Annotated in this window: 14 protein-coding genes and 1 pseudogene; 8 read left to right on the top strand and 7 right to left on the bottom strand. The window is 69.4% G+C overall.

Annotated elements, in window-relative coordinates; genetic code table 11:
* From G6027_RS00725 to G6027_RS00715, 3 genes and pseudogenes are all read right to left on the bottom strand, one after another.
* Positions 1-232 (bottom strand): annotated as a pseudogene (locus G6027_RS00725) (hypothetical protein); the annotation flags it as partial.
* Between the two features lie 72 nt (positions 233-304).
* A complete protein-coding gene (locus tag G6027_RS00720) occupies positions 305-856 on the bottom strand; it encodes a DUF1003 domain-containing protein (protein ID WP_182634507.1) in 552 nt (183 codons plus the stop codon).
* Positions 853-2,166 carry a CBS domain-containing protein gene (locus G6027_RS00715; protein WP_182634505.1) on the bottom strand — a complete coding sequence of 438 codons (1,314 nt, stop codon included), beginning with the start codon at positions 2,164-2,166 and terminating at the stop codon, positions 853-855. Before G6027_RS00715 ends, G6027_RS00720 begins: the two co-directional genes overlap by 4 nt.
* 69 nt (positions 2,167-2,235) lie before the next feature.
* Here G6027_RS00715 and G6027_RS00710 point away from each other — a divergent pair, with 69 nt between their 5' ends.
* The 3 genes from G6027_RS00710 to G6027_RS00700 are packed head-to-tail and all read left to right on the top strand — an operon-like array spanning position 2,236 to position 4,387.
* Complete coding sequence (locus tag G6027_RS00710) at positions 2,236-3,276, top strand: CoA ester lyase (RefSeq protein ID WP_182634497.1); 1,041 nt, start codon at positions 2,236-2,238, stop codon at positions 3,274-3,276.
* Positions 3,276-3,782 (top strand): general stress protein, encoded by a 507-nt coding sequence (locus G6027_RS00705; RefSeq protein ID WP_182634495.1) that lies wholly within the window; start codon positions 3,276-3,278, stop codon positions 3,780-3,782. Before G6027_RS00710 ends, G6027_RS00705 begins: the two co-directional genes overlap by 1 nt.
* On the top strand, positions 3,779-4,387 hold the full coding sequence (locus G6027_RS00700) for a suppressor of fused domain protein (RefSeq protein WP_346995581.1): 609 nt from the start codon (positions 3,779-3,781) through the stop codon (positions 4,385-4,387). The genes G6027_RS00705 and G6027_RS00700 overlap by 4 nt, the downstream gene beginning before the upstream one ends.
* Here G6027_RS00700 and G6027_RS00695 read toward each other — a convergent pair whose 3' ends face one another.
* Entirely contained in the window at positions 4,388-5,482 is a 1,095-nt protein-coding gene (locus G6027_RS00695; protein WP_346995580.1) for a magnesium and cobalt transport protein CorA, read from the bottom strand.
* A 114-nt stretch (positions 5,483-5,596) separates the two neighbouring features.
* Here G6027_RS00695 and G6027_RS00690 point away from each other — a divergent pair, with 114 nt between their 5' ends.
* A complete protein-coding gene (locus tag G6027_RS00690; protein WP_182634493.1) occupies positions 5,597-6,511 on the top strand; it encodes a glycine betaine ABC transporter substrate-binding protein in 915 nt (304 codons plus the stop codon).
* A gap of 142 nt (positions 6,512-6,653) precedes the next feature.
* On the opposite strand, the gene G6027_RS00685 is transcribed toward G6027_RS00690, so the two are convergent.
* The 3 genes from G6027_RS00685 to G6027_RS00675 form a co-directional block, all read right to left on the bottom strand.
* Complete coding sequence (locus G6027_RS00685; RefSeq protein ID WP_182634491.1) at positions 6,654-10,550, bottom strand: multifunctional oxoglutarate decarboxylase/oxoglutarate dehydrogenase thiamine pyrophosphate-binding subunit/dihydrolipoyllysine-residue succinyltransferase subunit; 3,897 nt, start codon at positions 10,548-10,550, stop codon at positions 6,654-6,656.
* Between the two features lie 127 nt (positions 10,551-10,677).
* On the bottom strand, positions 10,678-11,373 hold the full coding sequence (locus G6027_RS00680; protein WP_182634489.1) for a hypothetical protein: 696 nt from the start codon (positions 11,371-11,373) through the stop codon (positions 10,678-10,680).
* 85 nt (positions 11,374-11,458) lie between these two features.
* The gene (locus G6027_RS00675; RefSeq protein ID WP_182634487.1) at positions 11,459-12,793 is read right to left on the bottom strand and encodes a D-arabinono-1,4-lactone oxidase; all 1,335 of its coding nucleotides are present in this window, start codon (positions 12,791-12,793) and stop codon (positions 11,459-11,461) included.
* 127 nt (positions 12,794-12,920) lie between these two features.
* Between G6027_RS00675 and G6027_RS00670 the strand changes: the two genes are divergently transcribed.
* From G6027_RS00670 to G6027_RS00655, 4 genes are read left to right on the top strand one after another with little or no spacing between them, the layout of a single operon-like run.
* Positions 12,921-13,559, top strand: coding sequence for a TetR family transcriptional regulator (locus G6027_RS00670; RefSeq protein WP_182634485.1), 639 nt, complete (start codon positions 12,921-12,923; stop codon positions 13,557-13,559).
* 4 nt (positions 13,560-13,563) lie between these two features.
* On the top strand, positions 13,564-14,748 hold the full coding sequence (locus tag G6027_RS00665) for an amino acid deaminase/aldolase (protein ID WP_182634483.1): 1,185 nt from the start codon (positions 13,564-13,566) through the stop codon (positions 14,746-14,748).
* A complete protein-coding gene (locus tag G6027_RS00660) occupies positions 14,745-16,079 on the top strand; it encodes a M20/M25/M40 family metallo-hydrolase (RefSeq protein WP_182634481.1) in 1,335 nt (444 codons plus the stop codon). The genes G6027_RS00665 and G6027_RS00660 overlap by 4 nt, the downstream gene beginning before the upstream one ends.
* On the top strand, positions 16,076-17,311 hold the full coding sequence (locus G6027_RS00655; RefSeq protein ID WP_182634480.1) for an MFS transporter: 1,236 nt from the start codon (positions 16,076-16,078) through the stop codon (positions 17,309-17,311). Before G6027_RS00660 ends, G6027_RS00655 begins: the two co-directional genes overlap by 4 nt.
* Positions 17,312-17,465: the final 154 nt, after the last annotated feature.

The raw sequence follows: 17,465 nt of genomic DNA, 5'->3' as shown, positions 1-17,465 counted from the left end.
GGTCCGCCGCCGCGGGCGGCGGCGGGGTCTCGGAGGACGGCGTGGTGGCACTCGACGCGGTCGTCGTCGGCTCCTGGGTGGCGGTCTCGGCCGCCTGGACGATGCCCGAGGCCCCGGTGGGCCGACTGTGGTCCATCGTCAGACTCACGGCCGTGAGCACGCCGATCACGCCCGCGGCGACGGCGGCGCTGGTCAGTGCCCGTCGATCAGTGTTGTGCGCGATCTTGCGCAAAGTTCCCCCTACAGCGTCCGGACGGTGTCGCGAGCGGGGTGCGTCGCGACATCGCTGCCGTGCTGGTCGACGCTACCTCCGGCCCCTGGTGTCTGAATCGCTTTTGCGGCGTTCGGTGTTACCGGCGTCACAATTCTGGTCCGCGAGCAGCGCCTCTATCCTTTCGACCGAGTGCCGGAGGTCGTCGAGTTCCCGGCGGAGGTAGTCGCGGGTGACCGTCTCACCCACCGAGAGCCGGACGGAGGCGAGCTCCCGGGCCAGGAACTCGGTGTCCGCCTTGGTCTGGGTGGCCCGCAGTCTGTCCTCCGCGATCGACTCCTTGTCGCGGTCCTCCTGACGGTTCTGGGCCAGGAGGATCAGGGGGGCGGCGTAGGCCGCCTGGGTGGAGAACGCGAGGTTGAGGAGGATGAACGGATAGGGGTCGAAGCGCAGCGCCACGACCGTGACGTTGATGAGGATCCAGACGATCACGAGGATCGTCTGGATCAGCAGGTACTGGCCGGTCCCGAAGAACCGGGCGATGGCCTCGCTGTACCGGCCCACCGCGTCCGGGTCGACGCTGATGCGGGGCCGCCGCGAGGTGACGGGGGTCGAGAGCGCGGAGCGCGTGCCCGGTTCGGTCACCGACGTACCTCCCTGTGGTCGTGCAGGTCCATGTCACGCCAGTCCTCGGGGAGCAGGTGGTCGAGCAGGTCGTCGACCGCCACCGCTCCCAGTAGGTGCCCCTCGTCGTCCACGACAGGGCCGCAGACGAGGTTGTAGGTGGCGAAGAACCTGGTCACCGAGTCAACCGAATCGGTGGGACGCAGGGTGGACAGACTGGTGTCGACGGTCTCGGCGACCATCGTCGACGGCAGCTCCCTGAGCAGCGCCTGGATGTGGACGCACCCGAGATACTTGCCCGTCGGGGTGGCCGTGGGGGGTCGGACCACAAAGACGAGGCTCGCCAGCGCCGGGCTCAGGTCGGGATTGCGGCAGTGGGCCAGGGCTTCCGCGACGGTCGTCTGGGGGGACAGGATGATGGGTTCCGGGGTCATGAGCCCCCCGGCGGTGTCCGCGTCGAACGTCAGCAGTCGCCGGACGGGTGCGGACCCCTCCGGATGCATGAGTTCGAGGAAGGACTCCGCGTCCTTCTCCGGCATCTCGCCCAGCAGATCCGCCGCGTCGTCGGGGTCCATCGCCTCGAGGACGTCCGCCGCCCGTTCGAGCTCCAGTCGGGTCACGATCTCGGTCTGCTCGTCGTGGGGGAGCTCCTGGAGGATGTCCGCAAGGCGTTCGTCGTCAAGGGTGCGGGCCACCTCGAGCCGACGCACCTCCGGCAGTTCCCGCAGGGCGTGCGCGACGTCGGCCGGGCGGAGATCGGCGTATCGCTCGACCAGGCTCTCCGCGCCGTGCTCGGGGGTGCCGATGGCGTCGTCGTCGAATCCCTCGATCCGGCTCCAGGACTGGATCGACACCGGCCCCCGGCGGCCCAGTGGGCCGCGCCCACGACGGACACGGACGGCCAGCCTGGAGACCAGCCAGTCGCGTGTGCGCTGTCGTTCGATCTCCACGTCGACGACCTGGTAGCGCGCCGTCGACGCGGTGCCGGCAGTGATGCCGGGTGCGCCGCGCTCCGGAGCGACCCCGACTATCGAGTCCACCAGGGCCCCGAGCACGAGGTTCTCGCCGGGCCTGGACTGGAACCGGTGCAGATTGATGGTTCCGGAGATGAGCGCGACCGAGCGGGGCTCGACCGAGGCGACCCTGAGCATGGGCACGAAGATCCGCCGACGGGTCGGCAGTTCCACCACGAGTCCGAGGACCCGGGGTTGCTTGTGCCGGGCGCGCATCGTCACCACGACGTCGCGGATCCGCCCGATGTCGTCCCCGTCAGGGCCGATCACCGGCAGTCCGGCTAGCCTGGCGACGAAAGCCTTGTTGAGGTTCGCCATGCGGACCAGGTTAGTCACCGGGTGGTGGATCGCGCCCCGCCCGCACCGGACCAGAGGGAGTGCCCGCAGATGACCCCCGCCCAGCACACGGAGCCCCCACCGTCGGATTCCGCCGCGGCGACGATCGCCGGACTCCGCGCCCGCCCCCGGCGCACGGTCCTCGCCGTCCCCGGCAGCAGCGTCAAGATGATCGACAAGGCCCGCGGGCTGCCGGTGGACGAGGTGTTCCTCGACCTCGAGGACGCCGTGGCGGGCCCGGCCAAGGAGCAGGCGCGCGAGTACGTCGTCGAGGCCCTCACCACCGGTGGCTTCGCCGCACCGACCGTGGTCGTGAGGGTCAACGCGTGGGACACCGAGTACACGGTCCGGGACGTCACGGAGGTGATCGGCCGGGCCGGCGCCCACGTCGACGCCCTGCTCCTGCCCAAGGCCCGGTCGGGCGCGGAGGTCCGGGCGCTCGACCTGGTTCTGACACAGGTGGAGAAGGCGGCGGGTCTGCCGGTCGGGCACATCGGCATCGAACCCCAGATCGAGGACGCGCTCGGGCTCACCAACATCGACGAGATCGCCACCGCGAGCGCTCGGGTCCTCACGCTGGTGTTCGGTCCCGCGGACTTCATGGCCTCGATCGGCATGCGGACGCTCACCGTGGGAGAGCAGCCCGAGGGGTACTCGCCGGGCGACGCCTACCACCACGTACTACTGAGCATCCTCGTCTCGGCTCGTGCACACGGGCTCCAGGCGATCGACGGGCCGTTCCTCAAGGTGCGGGACGAGGAGGGCTTCCGCCGGGCGGCGGCCCGCACCGCGGCGCTGGGCTTCGACGGCAAATGGGTCCTGCATCCCGCCCAGGTGGACGCGGGCAACGAGGTGTTCAGCCCGCGTCAGGACGAGTTCGACAAGGCGGAGGGGATCCTCGCCGCCTACGCCCACTCCACGTCCGAGGAGGGCGGGGCCCGCGGCGCGGTGATGTTCGGCGACGAGATGCTCGACGAGGCCAGCCGTAAGATGGCTCTGGTGGTCTCCGCACGGGGACGGGCAGCGGGGATGACGACGTCGGACGCCCATGAGTCCGATCCGAACGGGTCGGCGACGGAAGGATCGATGTGATGACCACTCCGGTTTCCCCGACCACGGGACGGCGCGGGCGCGGACAGACGCCCGGGTTGCCCACGCCACCCACCGGGTGGGTGGTCGGTTCCTACCCCACCTACGCGCAGGCCCAGGCGGCCGTGGACCACCTCGCGGACGAGGAGTTCCCCGTCCACGAGGTGACCATCGTGGGCGTGGACCTCATGCAGGTGGAACGTGTCACCGGTCGGCTGACCTGGCCCAAGATCCTGCTCGGCGGATTGGCCACCGGCGCGTGGCTCGGTCTCTTCGTCGGCCTGCTGATCGGCATCTTCACCCAACCGATGTGGGGAGTCGTCCTCACCGGACTGGTCGGTGGTTCGGTGTTCGGTGTGGTCTCCGCCTCCCTGTCCTACGCCGCGACACGGGGAAAGCGCGACTTCGCGTCGACCTCTCAGCTGGTCGCCGGGCGGTACGACATCCTGTGCGAGCCCGCGAACGCCGAGAAGGTCCGCGACGAACTCGCACGCCTCGGCCTCAAGTGACGGCCCCGGGAGGCCGCTCCGACTCGTCGTCCGTCCTGACAGCGGTCCGCGAGCACCTGGTCGCGCATCTCGGCCCCGAGCCGCAGGAGGCCGCGGTGACCTTCCTGGGCGCGGCACCGATCCGGGTCCTGCGCTTCGTGGACATCGAGTCGGGCCTGGTGCGATACGCCTCGCTCGGATGTTCGGCCGACCCGATGGGTGACCCGTCCGCACTCGTCCCCGACCCGACCGCGCCCCGGGCCGAGCTCTCCCTGGTGCTGCGGGGCGGCGTGGACGGGCTCGTCCGCGCGCTCGCCGTGCTCGCGGCCGCCCCGGCGGTCGAGGGCCTGGTGTTGTCGGAGGGCGCTCTCATCGATCTCGGGGAGCCACTGTGGCCGGGCGCGGCCTTCACCGCCGTCGTGCTCCGTGCGCCCGAGATCCCTGACGTCGAGTTGGGCGGGGAGGCCGCCCCCGTGCGGATCTTCCGAGCGGTCCCGGTGACGCACACCGAGGCGGCCTGGGTCCGGCTCAAGGGAGCGGGGGAGCTCGAGGACGCGTGGGCCGAGGCCGGGATCGACGTGACCGATCCGGCGCGCCGCGCGGTGAACCCGGGTCTGACCCGCTGACTACAGCCAGCGGTTCTTGCGGAAGAGCAGGAACAGCCCGGTGCACGCGGCGACCATGACCCCGAGCACCAGGTAGTAGCCGTACTCGGAATGCAGTTCGGGCATGTTGGTGAAGTTCATCCCGTAGATCCCGGCGATCATCGTGGGCACGACCGCGATCGCCACCCACGCGGAGATCCGCCGCATGTCGGTGTTCTGCTGCACCCCGATCATCGCCACGGCCGCGTTGACCAGGGAGGTGATCTGCTCGTCGAGGGTCGTGACCTCCGCGGCGACCTGGCTGTGGTGGTCCTGGACGTCGCGGAAGTAGTGCCGGATCTCGGCGGGGATCAGGTCGAGATGCTCGACCGACAGGCGCCTCAGGGGGAGGGCCAGGGGTGCGATGTCGTGCTTGAGTTCGAGCAGTTCACGCTTTAGCAGATAGATCTGCTCGATGTCGACCGGGGTGCGTGGGGCGAAGACCGCGGTCTCCAACTCGTCGATGTCCCGACTCATCCCCTCGGCCACCTCGAGGTAGCTGTCCACCACCCGGTCCGCCACTGCGTGCGTCACCGTCGAGGGCCCCCGTAGGAGCCTCTCGGGCGCGCCCTCGAGTTCCGCGCGGATGCCGGCGAGACCGGTGAAGTCACCGTGGCGGACGGTCAACACGAAATCCCGACCCAGGACCACCATGACCTCGCCGGTCGAGACGATGTCGTTGGACTCGGTGACCGACTCGTGCTCGAGGTACCTGACCGTCGACAGGTTCAGGACCAGGGAGTCGTCGTAGGCCTCCAGCTTGGGCCGCTGCCGCCCGCTGGCCGCGTCCTCGGAGATCAGTTCGTGGAGGCCGAACTCCCTGGCCAACGCCTCCATCTGGTGCGGGTCCGGGGCGTGGAGGCCGATCCACACGAAACCCCGCCCGGTGTCCCGGACGTGCCTGATCGCGGCCTGGTGGGAGAAGCGCCCCTGCTCGCGGACGCCGTCGACGTAGACACCGCAGTCCACCACCGCGCGTTCAGCGGGGACGGTCAGCCGGGAGGGCGGGGGAGTGGATGCGGCCGCATGCCCACGCCGTCCTCGGATACTCGGCACCAGCGCCCCCTCACTCGTCACCTCGACACTATCCGGCGCCGGGCCTCGACACGACACCGTTAATGTTCTGCTGGGAGACTGACGGACAGGTGTCGCACGATCGGGTGCGGACGTGGCGAGAGAGGACGTGGTCGTGTGCGGCGGACGGGGGAGCGGGCCGGGGTGCGGGCGCTGGCGATCGCCGGGGCCGCGGCGGTGGGACTGAGTGGCTGCCAGGCGCAGTCGTCGATCATCCCCGCCCACGAGTCCGATCCGGTCGTGGTGATCGAGACCGCCTCCTTCGGCGAAGCCGAGATCGTCGGGCACATCTACGGCAACGCCCTGTTGAGATCGGGCTCCCGGGTCACGGCTCGTCCGCAGTCGGGGAGCCAGGCCGAGGTCCTCGAGTCGGTGACGACCGGGGACGCCACGTTCACCGTCGGGTTCACCGGGGAGTTGCTCCGTGCGTTCGATCCGGGCTCCACGGAGGTCGAGGCGGACGAGGTGTACGCCGCGATGATGGCCGCTCTCCCCGAGGGGGTCACCGCAGCCGACCCGGCTCCCGCCGAGGACGCCCCCGTCTACGTCGTGACCAGGCACACCTCGGAGACGCGCGGTCTGCAGACCATGTCCGACCTCGCCGGGCGATGTGGGGAGTTCACACTCGGCGCACGCCAGGAGGTGCTCATGGACCGCGAACTCGCCACCGCGGTGGGTGGGACGTACGACTGCGGTTTCGGGCGGAGGGTGGCTCTGGGCCCGGACCCGCGCACGGTGTTCGAGGCGCTGCGGGCGGGTGAGATCGGGGTGGGGTTGGTCCAGTCGACCGACCCGATCCTGCATCCCGACGACATGGTGCCGCTGGACGACGACGAGGACGCCGTCCTGGCCCAACACCTCGTCCCGGTGTTCCGGAAGGGCTCTCTCTCGGAGGACCAGCTAGCCCTGGTCAACAGGATCAGCGGCGAACTGACCAGCGAGGACGTGCGGGAACTGCTGCTCGGCGTGGAGTTCGGGACGTCCACCCCGACCGATCTCGCCAACTACTGGCTCGACTCGCACGACTACTGAGCCCTGGACGCACGAATCCGCCACTCCTGGTCCGGATCCGCCACCCGAGTCGGGTGGCGGATCCGGAGGGGGAGCAGCGGATTCGGCCGATCGGAGCCGGCGCGGCGGTGGGGCGGCCCGGGAGTCTAACCCGAGGCCGTGATCACGAGAACGCCTCGTCCACGAGCGCCTTCTGCTCGACCGCGTGGACCTTGCTCAGGCCGGTCGAGGTGGCGGCCATGGCCCGTCGCGACACCCGCTTGAGCGCGGGGAACTCGGGGATGACCTCCGGCAGGTTGAGAGCGAGGAAACTCCACGCGCCCTGGTTGGCCGGTTCCTCCTGCACCCACCGGACCTCCGTGAGGTTCGGGTAGTGCCCGAGTGCCTCGCGGAGACGGCGGAACGGGATCGGGTGAATCTGCTCGAGCCGGACGATCGCGACGTCGTCGTGACCTTCCTTCTCCTGACGGGCTGCCAGCTCGTAGTAGAGCTTGCCCGAGACCAGGAGCATGGTCTTGACCTTCTCCGGATCCTTGCCACCGTCGACGAAGGTGGGATCGTCGAGCACCGAGCGGAACTTGCCGGAGGTGAAGTCCGCGAGGGCGCTGACCGCCTTCTTGTTCCGCAGCATCGACTTGGGGGTGAAGACGATCTGGGGGCGCTTGATGCCGTCGGTGGCGTGGCGGCGCATGAGGTGGAAGTAGTTCGCCGGGGTCGACGGTTGGGCAACCGTCATCGAGCCCTCGGCGCACAGCTGAAGGAACCGCTCCATGCGGCCGGAGGTGTGATCCGGGCCCATGCCCTCGTGACCGTGCGGCAGGAGCAGGGTGACCGAGGACTTCTGGCCCCACTTGGCCTCACCGGAGGAGATGTACTCGTCGATGATGGTCTGGGCGCCGTTGACGAAGTCGCCGAACTGCGCCTCCCACAGGACCAGCGCCTCCGGGTCGCCCACGGAGTAGCCGTACTCGAACCCGACACCGGCGTACTCGGTGAGCGCAGAGTTCCACACCTCGAACCGCCCGTCGGCGTCGTCGAGGTTCTGCAGCGGCGAGTAGGGCTCGGCGGTGGTCTTGTCGACCACCACCACGTGCCGCTGCGTGAAGGTGCCGCGCTGCGAGTCCTGACCGGCCAGTCGAACGGTCCGGCCCTCCATGACGAGCGAACCGATCGCGAGCAGCTCGGCGAACGCCCAGTCGATGTTCCCGTTGTAGGCCATCTTCTGGCGCGCCTCGTAGACGGGCTTGACACGCGAGTGGATGTGGAAGTCTTCGGGCAGGTTGCCGAAGGCGTCGCCGATCGCGTGGATGACCGACTCGTCGACGGCGGTCACCAGACGCTTGGGCAGCGGCTGGTTCGGCAGGATCGACTCGGATGCCTTGACCGGGTGCTTCTCGAGTTCGCGGACCTCGTTGAAGACCCGCTCGAGCTGGCCCTGGAAGTCGCGCAGGGCGTTCTCGGCCTCCTTCTCGGTGATGTCGCCGCGACCGACCAGATCATCGGTGTACGACTGGCGAACGCTCTTCTTGCCGTCGATCACCTCGTACATCCGGGGCTGCGTCATCGACGGGTCGTCGGCCTCGTTGTGGCCGCGGCGGCGGTAGCAGACGAGGTCGATCACGACGTCCTTCTTGAACTGCTGGCGGAAGTCCATCGCCAGCCGCGCCACCCGTACACACGCCTCGGGGTCGTCACCGTTGACGTGGAAGATCGGGGCGCCGATCATCTTGGCGACGTCCGTGGAGTACTGGCTGGACCGACCGGCCTCGGGAGCGGTCGTGAACCCGATCTGGTTGTTGACGACGATGTGGATGGTGCCACCGGTGCGGTACCCGTCGATCTGGGAGAGGTTGAGCGTCTCCGCGACCACTCCCTGACCGGCGAACGCCGCGTCACCGTGGAGCATGAGCGGCACGACCGGGTATTCGGCCCGCCAGTCCTCGTCCTCGATGAGATCCTGCTTGGCGCGCACGATCCCCTCCAGGACGGGGTCGACGGCCTCGAGGTGCGACGGGTTGGCGGTGAGCGAGACCTTGATCTCGTTCTCGCCGAACATCTGGTACTGGATCCCCTCCGCGCCGAGGTGGTACTTGACGTCACCCGAGCCGTGCGCGGCCGAGGGGTCCATGTTGCCCTCGAACTCGGTGAAGATCTGACGGTAGGGCTTGCCCACGATGTTGGCCAGGACGTTCAGGCGACCGCGGTGCGGCATCCCGATCACGACCTCGTCGAGCGCGAACTCGGCCGCCTCGTCGATCACCGCGTCCATCATCGGGATGACCGACTCGGCGCCCTCCAGGGAGAAGCGCTTCTGACCCACGTACTTGGTCTGCAGGAAGGTCTCGAAGGCCTCGGCCGCGTTGACCTTGGACAGGATGTACTTCTGCTCGGCGACCGTCGGCTTGTCGTCGACGCCCTCGAGTCGTTCCTGGATCCACTGTCGCTGGTCGTTCTCGAGGATGTGGGTGTACTCGATGCCGATCTTGCGGCAGTAGGCCGCGCGCAGCGCCGACAGGACGTCGCGCAGGCGCATCTTGTCCTTGCCGACGAATCCGCCGACGGAGTACCTGCGGTCCAGGTCCCACAGCGTCAGCTCGTGGGAGTTGACGTCGAGGTCGGGGTGGAAGGTGCGGCGACGCTTGGCGTGCCTCCCGTCCAGGGGGTCGATATCGGCCATGAGATGGCCGCGGTCGCGGTAGGCCGCGATCAGTTCGAGGACACGGGCGTCCTTGTCCACGCGCGGGTCGGTGATGTCCTGACGCCACCGGACGGGCTCGTAGGGGATACCGAGGACGTCGAAGATCTCGTCGTAGAACTCGTCGGCGAGCAGGAGACGGTGGATCTCGCGGAGGAACTCCCCGGATTCCGCACCCTGGATGATCCGGTGGTCGTAGGTCGAGGTGAGCGTGGTGATCTTGCCGATGGCGTTGTTGGCCAGCTGCTCGTCGCTGGCACCCTGGAACTCGGCCGGGTACTCCATCGCACCCACACCCAGGATCGTGCCCTGCCCCACGGTGAGTCGCGGCACAGAGTGGACGGTGCCGATCCCGCCGGGGTTCGTGAGGGAGATGGTGACCCCCGAGAAATCCTCCATCGTCAGCTTGCCGATCCGGGCGCGGGAGACGATGTCCTCGTAGGCGTCGAGGAAGCCGCGGAAGGTCAGGTCCTCGCAGTTCCTGATGGCGGCCACGACCAGGGTGCGCCCCGCCTTGGTCTTCATGTCGATCGCCAGGCCGAGGTTGATCCCGTTCGGGGTCACGACGTTGGGCTTGCCGTCGATCTCCTCGAAGTGGTTGTTCATGTTCGGGTAGGCCTTGATCGCCTGCACCATCGCGTACCCGATGAGGTGGGTGAAGGAGATCTTGCCGCCGTGCGTCCGCTTGAGATGGTTGTTGATGACGACGCGGTTGTCGATCATGAGCTTGGCCGGGATCGCACGGACCGAGGTGGCCGTGGGCAACGTCAGCGACGCGTTCATGTTCTTGACGATCGCGTTGGCCGGGCCGCGCAGGACCTTGTTCTCCGCCTCCTCGGGCGGCGTGTACTCGGGCCGCGTGGTCCGCTTGGCGGCGGGTGCGTCCGACTTGCTCCGCGAGCCGGGCGTCCGCACGGGCGCGGGCACGCCCTGCCCGCGCGCCTTGGTCTTCGGGGAGCTCTCGGCGGTGGGCTTGGCGGCCACGTCCTGCGCCGAGGACTCGGGAGACATGTCCGCGACGGTCAGCTCCGAGGTCTTCTGGGTGTTCGCGTCGGGGGTGGCGTTGTCGCCCCCGGACTTCTCGGCGGAGACCTTCGTGCCGTTCTTGCCGCCACTCTTCTTCTCTCCACCGGTCGTGCCACGACTACTCGTCCCACCAGTGCGTGCGTCACCCCCGTCCGAAGCCGGACTGGCACCGGACGAGCCGTTCGACGAACTCCCACCGGAGGCGGCCGCGGCCCCGGGGTTCGCGTCGAAGAACTCGTGCCAGGACTTATCCACGGAGGACGGGTCCTTGGAGAACCGCTCGTACATCTCGTCGACGAGCCACTGGTTCTGTCCGAACTGTGAGACGGTGTTGCTCACGATGTTGTGGTGCCTTCCTGATTTGTGGTGGGTTTCACACGCAATGAACCCAGGCTAGACCTTCCGCGCGTTCTCGGCTCTCCGATCTCACCTGACAGGGGGATGCGGCGCACTCGACGGACGGGGCTCAGGTCGCGGGCCAGCTGTCCGGAGGGGTCCCGAAGGTGCTCGCCGCCGCATTCACGACGGTCCGACCCAGCCGCCGGTTCCCCCAGCCTCCCACCGCCGCGCCGATGCCCGCCGGGGCCAGCTTGCCCATGGCGAGGGTCGCCCGCTTGACCGCGAACTTCCGGGCGAATCGGGACACCATCCGACGATTGACCTCCTTCAGCCCGGGGAGCCCCAGCGACCTGCCGGCGAGCGACCCGCCGGCCGAGGCCCCGCCGCTCGTGCTGACCGCGTTGGCCAGGATCGCGGTGCCCGACGCGCCGAGCATGACGGTCATCACGAGCAGCTCCTCGTGCTCGCCGACCTTGACGTCCACGCCGTGGACCTCCGCGACGGCCAGGGTGTAGAACGCGGCGGCCTCGATGAACACCAGGGACTCCGCACCGATCGCCCCGAACGCGACCACGGTGCCCACCCCGGGGACTGCCGCCGTGGCGCCCACGGCGGCCCCGGACGCGGTGACGGTGGTCAGGAAGCGGGAGTCGAGCCGCTCGCGGATCCGTGCGGGACTCTCGTCGGGATGACTGTCACGGAGCCTGCGGACGTAGGCGCGTGCCGCGCCGGCCTGACTCCGTATCGCCTTCCGGAGAGCTCCTGTGGCTATTCCGGCGAGCGGACCGGAGACGTCGGTTTCGGCGGGGACGCGGTCTGGCACGGGATCTCCTCGAGGGTGTTCGCGATGGGGGCGGTCGCCCCTTGTCCATCACTCCACGGTACGGAGAATCACGTGGTCCCGTCTCCTACGGGAGGACCTGTTCGGTGTACTGGTTCGCGAAGACCCGGTCCGGGTCCAGTCGGTCCCGCACGGAGACGAAATCGTCGAAGTGCCGGACCGTGTCCGAGAGGTCGGCGGCGGTCCGGGTGTGCATCTTGCCCCAGTGGGGTCGTCCGTCCGCTGCGAGGAAGATCTCCTCGGCGCATCGAAAGAGCTCGGTGTGATCCATCAGGTGGAACTGGTGGACCGCGATGTAGCAGACGTCCCGGTGGTGGGCGGTCGACATCCAGACGTCGTCCGCGGCCGCGAAACGCACCTCGACGGGGAACGGTGTGACGAAGCCGGAGCGGTCGATCATGTCGCGGAGGTCACCCAACACGGCTGCGGCCGCGCCCACCGGTACCGCGTACTCCATCTCGCGGAAGCGGACCCGCCGCGAGGAGGCGAAGACCCGGTAGCTGCGATCGGTGTATGCACGAGCCGACATCGCCCGGGCGGCGAGGCGGTTGATCCGGGGTGTCATCGACGGCCGACGTGCGGCCGTCCGGCACAACGCACCGAATGCCTCGTTGGACAGGAACTCGTCGCCCACGAGCTCGCGGAACCGGCCCAACGGCTGCAGGTCGGCGTCCCCCGGTAACCGCGTGTTGCGTTTGACGGTGACGGCGTCGGTGTGGGGGAACCAGAAGAACTCGGCGTGGTCGGCGGAGCTCGCGAAGCCCTCGAGATCGGCGAGCGCGGCCGTGAGGGTCCACGGGTGCTCCTCGGCGCTCAGTGCGAACGCCGGGACGCAGTGGATGGTCATCTTGGTGATGATCCCGATCGCGCCTATCCCGAGTCGCGCCGCCTCGAACACCTCGGGATTCGCCTCGCGTGAACAGTTCAGGACGGAGCCGTCCGCGGCGACGAGTTGCAGACCGACCACGGTGGCCGGCAGTCCGACCGCGTCCCGGCCCGTGCCGTGGGTTCCCGTCGACACCGCGCCGGCGAGCGACTGTTCCGCGAAGTCGCCGAGGTTCGGTTGCGCGAGTCCCAGGTCCCACAGCAGGGGTCCGAGCCGGTGCAGTCGCGTGCCCGCCCAGACGGTCACGTCCGCCCCGTCGACGTGCCCGTCGGCGTCGCGGGTCGGGACGATCGACTCGATCCCCGTGAGGTCGTCGAGTGAGACCAGGACCCCGTCCGTCGCCGCGGCGGGGGTGAAGGAATGGCCGGCGCCGACGCACTTGACCCGGGACCCCCGGTCGGCGGCGGAGGTCACGATGTCCGTGACCTCCGCGACGGTCGTGGGGTCGGACCGGCCCGAAGGCGAGCAGATGACGTTTCCGGCCCAGTTCTGCCACGGTGCGGTCGAGGTCGTCATGGCTGCCGACGTTACCCCCCCGACCACCGAAGGGGGCCAACCTGGACGACAGACCTGATGGCTGGGCGGCGCCCATGGGTTCCGGGGACGAAGTGTGCCCACCACGTCGTCGTCGTACCATGGACGGGTGACCAGACGCCTCCCCTCCGATCAGCGCCGAGCGCAGCTTCTACGGGCGGCCCTGGAGATCGCCGAACACGACGGGCTTGGTGCGGTGACCGTCCGCGGAGTCGCGGAGCGCGCCGGGGTCTCCCTCGGTGTCGTGCACTACTGCTACACGGACAAGGAAGAGCTGCTGCGCGAGGTGATCGGCGCGGTCAACTCGGAGGTGCACCAGGCGGCCAGGGCGTTCATCAACGTCGACTTCGACTCGGGGGCCCGCGGCAGGGAGGGGCTGCGACGGAGACTGTACGAGGCCATCGATCTGATCTGGGCCGTCATCTCCGCCTCTCCCGACCGGCAGCTCCTGACCTACGAGATCGTCTCCTACTCGTTGCGCACGCACGGGTCACCCGAGATCGGCCTGGCCCGTCACCAGCAGGAGTCCAACGAGGAGATCATCCGGTCGGTGCTCGAGAGGACCGCGCAGTCCGCAGGTATGCGCTGGGGCATGGGTCTCGACGACATGGTCCGCGTCGTGGAGGCCACGGTGGCAGGGATCGGGCTGCGCTGGCAGATCTGTCGGGATGACGACGAGGCGATCGCCCTCCTCCACCGGGCGGTCGACCTCGTGGTGGCGGACGCGCATCCGATCGACGGTGGCTAGGCCGATGGCCGGCCGTGCGACCGACGCCGTGGACGCGGTCGAGGTGGCCACCGCCGGACTCGATGCGCCACTCGCCGCGCTCCACCTGCCCACCCTGCGGACGAACCTGGCCGACCTCCGGCGACGAGCGGGTGGGACGCGGATCCGGATCGCCAGCAAGTCCGTCAGGTCGCGCGGTGTGCTCGAGGAGGTCCTGGGTCCGGGGCTTCGGGGCGACGGCACGGTGCGCGGGATCATGGCCTACTCGCTCACCGAGGCCCTGTGGCTCGTGGACGCGGGGTGCGACGACGTCCTGCTCGGATACCCCACGGTCGACCGTGGGGCACTCGCGCGGCTCGGCGCGGATCCGGGCGCACTCGACGCGGTGACCCTGATGGTCGACGACGTACGACAGTTGGAGATCGCGCGTGAATCGGGTGCGGGCGGCGCGAGGGTGTGCGTCGACGTGGACGCCTCGCTTCGACTCGGTCCGATCCACCTGGGCGTGAGGCGGTCGCCGCTACGAGGGCCAGCCGACGTCGAGCCGCTGGTCCGTCGAGCCGTGGCGATGGGGTTCCGGGTCGTCGGTGTGATGTTCTACGAGGCCCAGGTCGCCGGTGTCCCCGACGATGTCCGGGGTGTCGGCCTGGTCAAGACCCTGTCCATGCGACGTCTGCTCGGGGTGCGGGGCGCCGTCGCCGAGGTGATCTCCCATGTCACCGGGGAGCGACCGGAGATCGTCAACTCGGGGGGGTCCGGTTCGCTCACCGAGAGTGCTGCGGACCCGGCCGTCACCGAGGTGACCGCCGGGTCCGGACTCTTCGTTCCCGGGTTGTTCGACCACTACCGGTCCTTCACACCGCGGCCCTCGCTGTTCTTCGCTCTGCCCGCGGTGAGGACCCCGGCTCGTGGTCTGACGACATTCCTCTACGGCGGGTACGTGGCCTCCGGGGTACCGGGACCGGACCGGCTGCCCGTCCCCGCCCGCCCCGCGGGGTTGCGGTACCTGGGTAGGGAGGGTGCGGGCGAGGTGCAGACCCCCGTGCGAGGGGAGGTGGCGATAGGCGAGCGCGCCTGGTGGCGCCACGCGAAGGCGGGGGAGGTCTGCGAGCGGTTCGACACGCTCCAGGTGGTGGACGAGACTGCACAGGGACCCGCGGTGGTGGACCGCTGGCCCACCTACCGTGGGGAAGGGATGTGCTTCGGATGACGGACGCCGTGCCGATGACCGACGAGATGCGGGAACGACTGCACTCCGAGGCCGTCTCGATCACAGCTGAGCTGGTGTCCATCGACTCGACCAACACCGGCGATCCCGCCACGATCGGCGACGGTGAGACCCGCGTGTGCCGACGGATCGCGGAGTACCTCGACGAGGTGGGGATCCGGAGCGAGCTGGTGGAGTCCGTGCCCGGCCGCGGAAGCCTGTTCGCCCGCGTCGACGGATCGGACCCCGCCGCCGGCGGCCTGGTCGTGCACGGTCACGTCGACGTGGTGCCCGCGGTCGCGGAGGACTGGACGGTCCCACCGTTCGCCGGGGAGATCCGGGACGGTTGGCTCTACGGCCGTGGAACAGTGGACATGAAGAACATGATCGGCATGATGCTCGCCGTCGTGCGTCACTACCGACGCGAGGGCATCGTCCCGCGCAGGCCCCTGTTGCTCGCCTTCTTCGCCGACGAGGAGGCCGCGGGGACCATGGGAGCGCAGTGGGTGGTGCGGGAACGCCCCGAGATCTTCGACGGCATGACCCACGCACTCAGTGAGGTCGGTGGGTGGTCCGTGCCGGTGGCCGGGCGCCGCCTCTACCCGATCGCCGTCGCGGAGAAAGGCGTCGCCTGGGCGCGGGTGAGCGCCAAGGGGGCCGCCGCCCATGCGTCCCGCCCGACCTCGGACAACGCCGTCGCGGCGATCGCGGGTGCCGTCCACCGGGTCGCGAGCCGCCACTTCCCCGTCGCGCCGACGGAGGCCAACACGGCCCTGGCGGCGGCGGTCGGTGAGCTCGCCGGGTCGAGTGGTGACGTCGCGGACCTGCCCGCGCACCTGGGAGTGCTCGGGCACTTCGGCCCGCTGGTCGAAGCGTCGCTCTCGCACACCGCCTCGCCGACCGTCCTGTCCGCCGGCTACAAGACCAACGTCATCCCGTCCGAGGCGTTCGCGGAGATCGACTGCCGCGTCCTGCCCGGAGGCGAGGACACCTTCCGCTCGGAGATCGAGGACGAGCTCGGACCTGACGTGGCGGTCGACTGGATCTGGCAACCGCCGATCGCCGCGCCCGCCGACGATCCGCTGGTCTCCGTCATCCGGGAGGCGGTCCACGAGTCCGACCCCGGTGCCCTGGTCGTGCCGTACCTCCTGCCGGCGAGCACGGACAACAAGCACCTCGCGCCGTTGGGGATCCACGGGTACGGCTTCGTCCCGCTGAGGGTGCCGGACGAGTTCGACGTCTTCGGGCATTTCCACGCCGTCGACGAGAGGGTCCCCGTCGATGCGTTGCACTTCGGCGCCGACGTCCTCGCCCGTGTGCTCCGTTCGGCGTGAGGCTGCCTTTTACCGCAGCCCGGACGCCCGAGGCGGGTGCCAAGCTGCCCGCCGACATCTGGGTACTCATCGCCGCGGCCTTCGCTGTGGCGGTGGGTTACGGACTCGTCGCCCCCGTCCTTCCCCAGTACGCCATGAGCTTCGACGTCTCGGTGGCGGCCGCTTCGGTGGTCGTGAGCGTCTTCGCCTTCTTCCGGCTCGTGTTCGCCCCCGCCGGCGGCGTGCTCGTGGACAGGCTGGGGGAGCGGTGGGTCTACATGGGCGGGCTGCTCATCGTGGCGATATCGACCTTGGCCACCGGGTTCGCGCAGTCCTACTGGCAGTTGCTGGTCTTCCGTGGTCTCGGTGGTCTGGGCTCGACCATGTTCACCATCTCCGCGATGGCCCTGCTCACCCGGCTCTCGCCACCGGGCGCTCGCGGCCGGATCATGGGCTTCTACGCCACGGCGTTCCTCATAGGCAACATCGGCGGGCCGGTCCTCGGCGGGCTACTCGCGGGGTTCGGCATGCGCGTGCCGTTCTTCGTCTATTCCGTCAGTCTGCTCGTGGCCACCGCGGTGGTGGCCGTATTCCTCCGGGGCGGACGGCGGCAGTCGCCCGACGACGGGACCCCCGAGCAGGAGCCGCTCCCGGTGCGGGACGCGCTACGGGACGCCCGGTACGTCGCCGCACTGGTGTCGAGTTTCGCCAACGGGTGGTCCTCCTTCGGCGTCCGGGTGGCGATAGTCCCCCTGTTCGCGGCTGCGAACTTCGACGCCGGTCCTGGTATCGCGGGGACTGCACTCGCCTCGTTCGCCGTGGGGACGGCGGCCGTGATCTCGTTGGCCGGCCGATTGTCCGACCGATACGGCCGGCGCCCGCTGGTGATCAGTGGCCTGGTCGTCTCCGGTATCTCGACGATCATTCTGGGATGGTGCGACACGGTTCCTCTGCTCATCGCCGCATCGGTCGTGGCGGGCATTGGCGCGGGGGTGCTCAATCCCGCCCAGCATGCGGCGGTGGCGGACGTGATCGGCGCCGACCGCTCCGGCGGCAAGGTGCTGGCCTCGTTCCAGATGGCCAGTGACTCTGGGGCGATCCTCGGTCCGGTGCTGGTGGGCGTCGTGGTGCAGCTATCCGGTTACACCGCCGGATTCGCCATCTCGGGGGCGCTGCTCCTGGCAGCGGTGGTCCCGTGGTTGTTCGCCCGTGAGACCCATGACCGGATGGCCCGGGTGACGTCGGGGGAGTGACCTGCGTCGTCGTGTCGCGTGTGGGGCCTCCGACGCCGTAGCATGAGTCACCTCATGAGCAACGATAACGAGGACCGTACCGCCACTGCCGGCGACGAGGTCGAGACCGCCGCCAGCGCCCCAGAGACCACCGACCCCGCCGCAGAGGCGCCCG

It is taken from the genome of Dietzia sp. SLG310A2-38A2, assembly GCF_014145095.1.
In the GTDB taxonomy this organism is placed as follows: Bacteria; Actinomycetota; Actinomycetes; order Mycobacteriales; family Mycobacteriaceae; genus Dietzia.
This window is presented reverse-complemented; position numbering and strand designations above follow the sequence as displayed.